The organism is Aminobacter carboxidus (assembly GCF_014863355.1).
Taxonomy (GTDB): domain Bacteria; phylum Pseudomonadota; class Alphaproteobacteria; order Rhizobiales; family Rhizobiaceae; genus Aminobacter; species Aminobacter carboxidus.
In genome coordinates this window covers 449725-458931 of record NZ_JACZEP010000004.1, presented here as the reverse complement: position 1 = coordinate 458931, position 9207 = coordinate 449725, and the positions used below count along the sequence as shown (strand labels likewise).

At 63.2% G+C, this 9207-nt stretch carries 8 protein-coding genes; 1 reads left to right on the top strand and 7 read right to left on the bottom strand.

Annotated features, from left to right (window positions below):
• Positions 1-129 precede the first annotated feature (129 nt).
• The 3 genes from IHE39_RS16505 to IHE39_RS16495 all read right to left on the bottom strand — a co-directional run bounded on the left by IHE39_RS16505 (position 130) and on the right by IHE39_RS16495 (position 2573).
• The gene (locus IHE39_RS16505; RefSeq protein WP_184769991.1) at positions 130-522 is read right to left on the bottom strand and encodes a hypothetical protein; all 393 of its coding nucleotides are present in this window, start codon (positions 520-522) and stop codon (positions 130-132) included.
• 70 nt (positions 523-592) lie between these two features.
• Complete coding sequence (gene groL / locus IHE39_RS16500; protein WP_192567189.1) at positions 593-2218, bottom strand: chaperonin GroEL; 1626 nt, start codon at positions 2216-2218, stop codon at positions 593-595.
• 40 nt (positions 2219-2258) lie between these two features.
• Positions 2259-2573, bottom strand: a complete 315-nt coding sequence (locus IHE39_RS16495) for a co-chaperone GroES (protein WP_184769993.1) — start codon at positions 2571-2573, stop codon at positions 2259-2261.
• Between the two features lie 259 nt (positions 2574-2832).
• Here IHE39_RS16495 and IHE39_RS16490 point away from each other — a divergent pair, with 259 nt between their 5' ends.
• Positions 2833-3060 carry a hypothetical protein gene (locus IHE39_RS16490; RefSeq protein WP_192567188.1) on the top strand — a complete coding sequence of 76 codons (228 nt, stop codon included), beginning with the start codon at positions 2833-2835 and terminating at the stop codon, positions 3058-3060.
• Positions 3061-3398: 338 nt separating this feature from the next.
• Here the strand turns inward: IHE39_RS16490 and IHE39_RS16485 are convergent, their stop codons facing one another.
• The 4 genes from IHE39_RS16485 to IHE39_RS16470 form a co-directional block, all read right to left on the bottom strand.
• The gene (locus IHE39_RS16485) at positions 3399-4244 is read right to left on the bottom strand and encodes a ChaN family lipoprotein (RefSeq protein WP_343070094.1); all 846 of its coding nucleotides are present in this window, start codon (positions 4242-4244) and stop codon (positions 3399-3401) included.
• Positions 4245-4248: 4 nt separating this feature from the next.
• A complete protein-coding gene (locus IHE39_RS16480; protein ID WP_192567186.1) occupies positions 4249-4974 on the bottom strand; it encodes a hypothetical protein in 726 nt (241 codons plus the stop codon).
• A 9-nt stretch (positions 4975-4983) separates the two neighbouring features.
• Positions 4984-6720 (bottom strand): SbmA/BacA-like family transporter, encoded by a 1737-nt coding sequence (locus tag IHE39_RS31085; RefSeq protein WP_192567185.1) that lies wholly within the window; start codon positions 6718-6720, stop codon positions 4984-4986.
• Between the two features lie 65 nt (positions 6721-6785).
• Positions 6786-9095: a TonB-dependent hemoglobin/transferrin/lactoferrin family receptor gene (locus IHE39_RS16470; RefSeq protein WP_192567184.1), complete on the bottom strand. Its 2310-nt coding sequence runs from the start codon at positions 9093-9095 to the stop codon at positions 6786-6788.
• Positions 9096-9207 lie beyond the last annotated feature (112 nt).

The window sequence follows — 9207 nt, the reverse complement described above, 5'->3', positions numbered from 1 at the left end:
CCCCCCCCCCCCCCCCCCCCCCCCCCCGGCGCCGGGGGGGCCCGCCCATTTGTTCAAACCCCCCCTCCATCTCCGGGGCGCGCGGCGCCGGCGGGGGCGCCCCGGGGGGCCACGCAAGGGGGTGCAGACCTAGGCAGCGAGTGCGGTGGCACAGCCAATGGAGGCACGCCGGTCAGGAGCGGTCTCTCCCGGCATGGTGGCCCAGCCGCCGGTCTCGACGAACTTCTGCCTGTCGTAGCCGACGGACTTGGCCTTCAGTTCGACCAGCTTTGCCGCTGCATCGGGAGCTGCATTGAACCGCTCGACGCAGATGGTCGAGGCGAGCTGGCCGCGCGCTACGTCGCCGGCCGTCTGCGCGAGTGTCTGCGAGGTGCCGCCTGTAACCCAGCCGCCCCAGCTGAAGCCGATGATCATCGTGACGACCGCTGTGCCGACGCATGTCCAGACAAGCGTTGATTTGGACGGCTGGTAGTTCTCCCAACGTGCGGCGAGGGACTGCTTCTGGTTGCTCTGCATAGCCATGGAAACGTTCCTTGTTGATGGTGGGAAGTCACCATCCAGCCGCATGGGCGGCCGGATGGTTCAGACGTCGCTAGTAACCCATGCCGGCTGGGTTGCCGCCGTTGGACGCTTCCTTCGCCGGAATGTCGGCGATCATGGCTTCGGCAGTGATCAGCAGGGCTGCAATCGAGCCGGCATCCTGCAGCGCCGTGCGAACGACCTTGGCGGGATCGACAATGCCGGCCTTGATCATGTCGACATAGGCTTCCGTCTGCGCATTGAAGCCCAGATTGGCATCCTTGGCGTCCATCAGCTTTCCGACGACGACAGAGCCTTCGACACCGGCGTTTTCGGCGATCTGCCGGATCGGCGCTTCGAGCGCCTTGAGCACGATCGAAATGCCGGCGGTGACGTCGGCATTCGCACCGGTGAGCGTTGCAAGCACCGCCTTGGCGCGCAGCAGGGCCACGCCGCCGCCGGCAACGATACCTTCTTGCACGGCTGCACGGGTGGCGTTGAGCGCGTCGTCGATGCGGTCCTTCTTTTCCTTGACCTCGGTTTCAGTCGCGCCGCCGACGCGGATGACGGCAACGCCGCCGGCGAGCTTGGCCAGGCGTTCCTGCAGCTTTTCCTTGTCGTAGTCCGAGGTGGTTTCCTCGATCTGCATCTTCAGCTGTGCGATCCGGGCAGCAACGCCGGCCTTGCCGCCGGAGCCGTCGATGATCGTTGTCGTGTCCTTGTCGATGAGCACGCGCTTTGCCCGGCCGAGCATGTCGATCGTGACGTTCTCGAGCTTGATGCCGAGATCCTCCGAGATCATCTGGCCGGCGGTCAGGACCGCAATGTCCTCCAGCATCGCCTTGCGGCGATCGCCGAAGCCGGGCGCCTTGACGGCGGCGACCTTCAGGCCGCCACGCAGCTTGTTGACAACCAGCGTGGCCAAGGCCTCGCCTTCGACGTCCTCCGAAATGATGAGCAGCGGCTTGCCGCTCTGCACCACGGCTTCGAGGATCGGCAGCATGGCTTGCAGATTGCCGAGCTTCTTCTCATGGATGAGGATGTAGGGGTCTTCCAGCTCGGCGCGCATCTTGTCGGCATTGGTTACGAAGTAGGGGCTGAGATAGCCACGGTCGAACTGCATGCCTTCGACGACGTCGAGTTCGGTTTCGGCGGTCTTGGCTTCCTCGACGGTGATGACGCCTTCATTGCCGACCTTGTCCATCGCCTTGGCGATCATGGCGCCGACGGTGGCATCGCCATTGGCGGCGATGGTGCCGACCTGGGCGATCTCGTCCGAAGACTTGACCTTCTTGGACCGGGCCTGGATGTCCTTGACCACGGCAGCCACGGCAAGGTCGATGCCGCGCTTAAGGTCCATCGGGTTCATGCCGGCGGCCACCAGCTTGGCGCCCTCGCGCAGGATGGACGCGGCGAGCACGGTTGCTGTCGTTGTGCCGTCACCGGCGAGGTCGTTGGTCTTCGAGGCCACTTCGCGCACCATCTGCGCGCCCATGTTCTCGAACTTGTCGGAAAGCTCGATCTCCTTGGCGACGGTGACGCCGTCCTTGGTGATGCGCGGTGCGCCATAGGCGCGGTCGATGATGACGTTGCGGCCTTTCGGGCCGAGCGTCACCTTGACGGCGTTGTTGAGCAGCTCGACGCCGCGCAACATGCGGTCGCGGGCATCGGTGGAAAATTTGATTTCCTTGGCAGACATGATTTTTCGTCCAGTTCGTTCTTGAGGCCGTAGAGGCCGATCAGGCGGCTTTCTTGGCGGCTTCGCTCGTGTCGACGATGCCCATGATGTCGGCTTCCTTCATGATCAGGAGATCGGCGCCGTCGATCTTGACCTCGGTGCCCGACCATTTGCCAAACAGCACGGTGTCGCCGGCCTTGACGTCGAGCGCGATCAGCTTGCCGCCTTCGTCGCGCGAGCCGGGGCCGACCGCGACGACTTCGCCCTGCTGCGGCTTTTCCTTGGCATTGTCGGGAATGATGATGCCGCCCTTGGATTTGATATCGCCTTCGGCGCGCCGAATGACGACGCGGTCGTGAAGTGGTCGGAATTTCATGAATGTTCTTTCTGCAGCCGGCGCATAGGGGACCGCATCACCTATGTACGCCCTTTGGCACTCGAATGACAGGAGTGCTAAAAATTATTCGGTATGTGCCAGAGTATTCAAAAATAACAGGCGTCAGCGGCGGTCTAAAAGTTTGACTCAGTGACAAATAGGCAGGAAATTTGAATTCCAGGCGGAGAAACCTTATTTAAGGCGCAGTGAAATTTTTATTTTCCTCGCATGAAGAGGATTTCAGATATTGGGTGTGGTCATGGAAAATTTTCTGGAAAAAGCTCAGTCTCGTTCGATCGAGGCACAGAAGAAGACAGCGGAGCGCAACAGCGCCATGGCCGAATATCAGTCGGAAGCAAAAGCCCGGGCCATCAAGACCGCAAAGTTGCGGGAATTGCGCCTGGCCAAGGACGAGGCTGACCGCGCCGCCGAGGCCCTTAAACCTGTAGAACCCAAGAAGAAGCGCGTGGCGCGCGCCGCAAAATAGCAAGCGGCACCTGCCGCGCCATCCGACTGCCAACCCTGCCTGGAGCGAGGCAGGGTTGGCTGGTCGGTCGACGTTCGCTATGCCGGCCTTGCAAAGGCTCGGCAAGCCCTTGTCTTATCCGACGCCCCTCCCCATATGACGTCCATCGGCAATCCGCCGGGAGCGAAACGCTTATCGAGATACGATGTTGGGTTTTGCCGCGGAGTGCTGCATTTGCCCTGATTGACAGCTGGCCGACCACGAATGTACCGGCGGCGTGCAAGTCTCAGGAGCCAGAGGGAAGCGGGCCTATGCCCGCTTTTTTCTTTTCTGGATCAGCTTTCCCAAGCTCTGCGGCGTCAGGCGCCTGGTCTGGCGCCCGCTTGCGGCTGCAGCCGAAACAGCGCCCGGCCAATTCCCCTGACCTTTTCGCGGTCGACTTGCGACGTGTCGCTGGGTAGCAGCGTCGTCACCTTGTCGATGCCGAGATCCGCGAGCTGGAACGGTGTGCCGTGGCCGAATTCGAGATGGCCGCGGCCGATGATGCCGATCACCAGCCGCGGATTTGCCGTCGTCCGGGCCTTGGCGATGTTGCAGGCAAACGCGCGATCCCAGGTCTGCTGCGCCCTGACGAAACGGTCGAACTCCGGCGCCTGGGGCGAGGTCGCCTTGCGCGTAGGCGAGCCACCGCCGGTGATGTCGAACAGATATTGCCGGTAGGCCGGCGTGGCATTTGCCGAAGGGGTGAGGCCGTCGCGCTCGTCGAGCGGAATGGCATCCCAGCCTTCCTTGCCGACCCGCGTTACCAGTTCGCGGTAGCAGTTGAGCGCTAGCATAGGCACGCCAAACTCGCGACAGAAATGGAAGATCGGCAGGTAGAGCTCGGCCGGGAACCCCCAGACCTTGCCCCATTCGGCTGCCTTCAGGAATTCGTCCCGTTCGAGATCGCCGGCGACCCATTGGTCGAGCACCGGCTGCAACCTGCGCGGAAACATCTCGAAACCGATGGCGATGTTGTTGCGCAATGTCCGCATCGCTGCGCAGACATGCAGCTGCCAGCGGTGGATGTCGTAGCGGTCGTGCGTTTCGCCGAGCAACAGCACGTTGCTTTGCGCGACCTCGCGCATCAGATCAGGATGATCGAGCAACGCTCCGCTGTCGGGGTCGAGCCAACTGGCGACAGGGTGGTTCCATGTGTTGGTCACGGTGTCACCCAAAGCTCGCCGGCGCGCCGGTGACGGTGAGACCCGTCTCGGCGCCATCAGCGGCCAGCGCGACGAAACGCAGCTGGTCGGTGCCGTCCTCGCGGCGCCAGCCGCCGACCGAACCGCCCTTGAGATGAAGATGGAAGTCCGGCTGCATGACGTTGACATAGCCCATGACAGGCTTGACCGCGGGCATGTCGCCTTCCCAGGCCTGCCAGAAGGACGGCCGGCTGAACTCGATCCTGACACGGCCACCGCTGCGCTCGGCCGCGGCGAATGGCTCGAGCCCGGCATCGTCGGCGTCGAGCTCCTTGCGCTCGCCCAGCCCGTTGCCGCTCCGCTCCTCGACCGCAAGCTCGACGCCTTGCGGGAACTCGCCAAGCACGGCGTCGAACGGATCGAGGCCCTCGAAGCCGGTGACGTTGGCGATGCTTTCGCCGTCGGCACCGCGCAGCTCGATACACGGATAGGACTTTTCACGCATCACCGAGGTGCGGTCGACGATCACTGTGGCGATCGCCGCCAGCTCGATGCGGGAGTTGTGCTCTTTGCCTTCGCAGACCAGCCAGCCGTCCTCGATGCGAACCTGCTCGACAGTGCCGATACGCTCATGGGTGGCGCCCAGGCGTTCCGAGTTGATCATCACCCGTCCGATGGCTGGCAGCAGCGCAAGCAAGGCGGCGGGGGCGACGTCGAGGCGTTCGCGTTTGTGGGGCGTGCGGGCGTTCATGGGCATTTCCTATGCGAATTGTAGTACTGGATTTTCGTTCGCCGCTTCGGCTTTCGGCTCGAGATTGACGACACGCATGGTCCCCAGCGTCCTGGGGTTGCGGTGCGAGACGATGACGAACGTCGTTGCCGGCAGATGCTTCCTGAGCATCGCAAGCAGCTCCGCCTCGGCGGCCTCGTCGAGCGCGCTTGTGGCCTCGTCGAGGAACAGCCAGCCGGGCTTGAGCACCAGTGCGCGGGCCAGCGCCAGGCGCTGGAGCTCGCCACCGGATAGCCCGGACAACACGAGCGGATGGCCTTCCGCGGCATCTTCGAGCCGCAGCATGTCGCTGTCGCCGAAGCCGACGGCCTCGATGGCGCGGCGCAGGTCCTGCTGGGCGAAAGCCTCGGCGGAAGCGGGATAGGCGACCGCGCCGAAGATGTCTGCTTGCGGGAAGTAGGCCTTCTGCGACAGGAACAGCTTGCTGGCCGCGGGCATCTCGATGCGGCCGTCGCCGTGGTCCCAGCCGCCTGCCATCGCCTTCAGCAGCGTGGTCTTGCCGAGGCCCGACTGGCCGCGCAGCCACACTGTCTCGCCGGGGCGAATGTCGAGGCGCGGTATCGACAGCAGCTCACGGCCCTCGGGTGTCCGCAACTTGAGATCGCGCACATGCAGTTCGCCTGCCGAGGCTTCCTGGACGATGCCTGATGGGCGCGCGCGCACGGCCTCGGTCGCGGCAAGGAAACCGTCGAGGCGGGACGAGGCGGCAACGAGGTTCGACAGCGGCTTGTAGGAGAAGATGAACCACGACAGCGTGGTGACGACGTTGGAAAACGCCATGGCGATCTGCATCAGGCCGCCTAGCGCGATGCTGCCGGCGAGGAAGCCGGGCAGGGCGACAAACAGCGGAATGCGCAGCACGGTGTGCGAATAGGGGAAGGTGAAGCAGCCGAGCAGGAACTCGCGACCGGCGAGCTTGCGCCAGTTCTGCGCGATGCCGTCGAAGCGGCGGTCGAGCCCGGAGCGCTCGACATTCTCGCCGCCCATCAGCGCGATCTCGTCGGCCGACTGGCGGATGCGCGCCATGGCGAAGCGGAAGTCGCCCTCGCGCTTCTGCTGCGTGTAGAACAGCGACTTCAATGGCCGGCCGAGCAGGTGCGTCAGCCCGCTCGACAGTGCGACATAGATGAACGCAGCCCAGACCATGTAGCGCGGGATCGAGACGTCGAAGCCGAACAGCGAGAAGCTCAGCGCGAAGGTCGACAACCCCCATAACAGCACCAGGTAGGAGAAGATGCCGACGATCTTGGTGATCAGCTCGATGCCTTCGTCGAGGATGCCCTTGACGAACAGGCCGCAATCGTCGGCGATGCGCTGATCGGGATTGTCGATGTCGCGCGGGCAGTCGCCCTGGGTCAGCCGCCAGTAGGCGCGGTCGGCGAACCAGGAGCCGAGCGCTGCCTCGGTCAGCGACTTGCGCCACCTGATATGCAGCATCTTCTGCAGGTACTCGGCCATCAGTGAGCGCGCCGAGTTGGCCGCAACGATGCCGGCAAAAATCCAGATCTGCCAGATTGCGGCCTTGGCATCGACCTTCTCCAGCGCGCCGTAGAAAGCCGAGGTCCAGGTCACCAGCCGGATGGTGAAGTAGATGCCGCCAAGTTGCAGCGCGATGACAGCGGCGAGATGGACAAGGCTTGTCTTGCCGCCCTTGCCGGAAATGCAGAGCTTGAGTAGGCGAACGAACTGCCTGAGGACGTTGATCACCGCGATGGCCTTTCATGCAAAGACGCAGGGCAACGTGCCCTGCGTCGGATCGCTGACGATTTGGCTCAGAAGCGCACTGTCGCGCCGAGCTTGAAGGTGCGGCCTGGAGCCACCTGCATTTCCGGATTGTTGGCGTTGGCCACCGGCGCCGAGATCACGTTGGTGATGTTGCCAGCGATGGTGTTGGGGAAATAACGGCGGTCGAAGATGTTCTGGATGCCGAAGTCGACATCGACATTTTCGGTCGGCTTCCAGCGGGCATAGGCGTCGAGCACCGCATAGCCGCCGGGCTTGAAGGCGTTGGGGTCGGCGCGTTCGGTGACGCCATGGGCGAAGGTCGCGACGAGTTCGGTTTCGAGGTTCCAGTCGGGGATGAGGTAGCGCCCGCCCAGCACCGCGGTCAGCGGTACCGCACCGTCGAAGGCCGTTTCCGCTGCACCCGCTGAAATCCGCTGCGTGCCCTTTTGGTAGGAGATCGAGGCATTGAGGAAGAGGTTGTCGTAGACCTCGTATTCGCCGCCGAACTCGATGCCCCAGACCTTCACGTCCTCGACATTGTCCGAGGTGTATCGCTCGGTTGGGCCAGGCACGGGCTGCAGCGAGCGGATGAAATCCTTGTAGTCGGCATAAAAGCCGGTGAGGCTGAAGTAGCCCTTGTCGAGCTCCCCGCGCACGCCCACCTCGTAGCTGCGGACGAATTCTGGCTTCAAATTCGGATTGGGGATCACCTCGACCAGCCCGGTGGAACCGATCGACAGCGACGACACGAACAGCTGCTGCGACGTCGGCATCTTGAAGCCTTCGCCATAGCCGGCATAGAGCGAATAGGTGTTGTTCAGCTCATACATCGCGCTGATCCGCTTGATCAGCTTGGTCTCGTCGATCTTCTTGGGCTGGAAGCCGGGCAGAGGAACGTAGTCCTTGTCGCCGGTCGGATCGATCGAATAGTGCGCCAGGCGAGCGCCGGGCGTGATGGTCAGCCGGTCGTCGAGCAGCTTGATCTCGTCCTGCAGGTAGAGGTCGGCGCGGACGGTGTCGACTTCGGGGAAATTGAAACCCTGGTTGTTTGCGGTGGTCGAGGTGCCGGTCGTCAGGTTGTTGGTGATGTTGTAGCCGGAATAGCTGCTGTTGGTCAGGTCACCGTCGAAGCCATAGGTCAGCTTGTGCGAAAGACCTCCCAGTTCAAAGGACGAATTGGCCTGCACGTCCGCCTCGAGGAAATCCTCGCCATAGTTGCGGACCTGGATGTTCTGCTGGCGGCGGGTTGGGTAGGTGCGCAGCTGATTGCTGTAGGTGTCGCGCTTCTGCGGCGAATAGGAGATCTGCCACTTGATCTCGTCGAGCCACGGCGCGTCGACCTTCCAGTCGTGCGACAGGGCCAACCTGTAACGCTCCATCTCCAGTTCGCGCTGCCAGCTGGTGTTGACGTACGTCGATCCCGCAGACGAGTCATACATCTGCTGGAGCGTCGTGTTGCGGTTGAACCACTCGCCGGTCAGCTTGACCTCGTGATCCTGGGTCGGGTTCCACTGCAGCTTCATCAGGCCGTTGAAGGCGTCGGTGTCGGCGGGAAACGCCTTGTTGCAGGGCCAGATCGCCTGGCGTGGACAGCCCCACTGGCCGCCATCGGCGCGGCTGTTGCTGAAATCGCCTTCCGACGCTCCGAGATGACCGAAGCTGCCGAGGAACTTGAAGTCGCCGGATTCAGCGGCCGCACTCACCTGCTTGCGGAATGAATCGTCGTAGCTGTCATAGGCCGTCTTCATCTCGACCGCCCAGGGCTTGGAGCCGTCGAGCAGGTCGTCGGGGTCGAGCGTGCGGAAGGCCACCGCGCCACCGAGCGCATCGGCACCCTGGAGCACCGAGTTGGGACCGCGCACGATCTCGGCGCTGCGCATATTGAACGGGTCGACGAAGTCGCGGCTGCCGTCGATGATCTGCTCCTGGATGCGGCCGCCATCGACGGTCATCTGGACGCGGTTGCCGCCCATGGCGCGGATGTTGAAGCCGGTCAACTGGCCGAACGGGTTGGTCAGCGACGTCGTGCGCGACACGGTGACGCCCGGCTCATAGCGAACCATGTCCTGGATGTCGCGGACGACATGGCGCTGCAGGGTCTCGCGGTCGATGACCGAGACCGACATCGGAAGGTCGAGCGCCTTGCCGGTGGTGCGCGCCGAGGTGACGACGAGCCTGTCGAGCACGATTCGCTCTTCATTGCTCAGCAACGGCTTGACTTGCTCGGCCTTCTTGGCCGGTGCAGGAGTGGCTGCGGTCTGGGCACCGGCAATGCCGGCCGATTGCAGCAACAGCAGCGAAACGCCGGCCAGCAGGATATGTGACCGCGATCCGCGACCGGTGTGAACGTTAGACATGACAGCCCCCTCGAAAAGTCTGGAAAAGCTGGCTGTCCGCGAACGAAGGGCTGGCGTAAGTTAATATGAGTCACTGACTCAAGATTATTCAGGCTGTATAATGTGTTCCGTG

Bases quoted from the DNA above. Each gene is read 5' to 3' on its own strand.
- IHE39_RS16495 (WP_184769993.1), bottom strand. From the start codon at position 2,573: ATGAAATTCCGACCACTTCACGACCGCGTCGTCATTCGGCGCGCCGAA.
- IHE39_RS16490 (WP_192567188.1), top strand. From the start codon at position 2,833: ATGGAAAATTTTCTGGAAAAAGCTCAGTCTCGTTCGATCGAGGCACAG.
- IHE39_RS16480 (WP_192567186.1), bottom strand. From the start codon at position 4,974: ATGAACGCCCGCACGCCCCACAAACGCGAACGCCTCGACGTCGCCCCC.
- IHE39_RS16470 (WP_192567184.1), bottom strand. From the start codon at position 9,095: ATGTCTAACGTTCACACCGGTCGCGGATCGCGGTCACATATCCTGCTG.
- groL (WP_192567189.1), bottom strand. From the start codon at position 2,218: ATGTCTGCCAAGGAAATCAAATTTTCCACCGATGCCCGCGACCGCATG.
- IHE39_RS16505 (WP_184769991.1), bottom strand. From the start codon at position 522: ATGGCTATGCAGAGCAACCAGAAGCAGTCCCTCGCCGCACGTTGGGAG.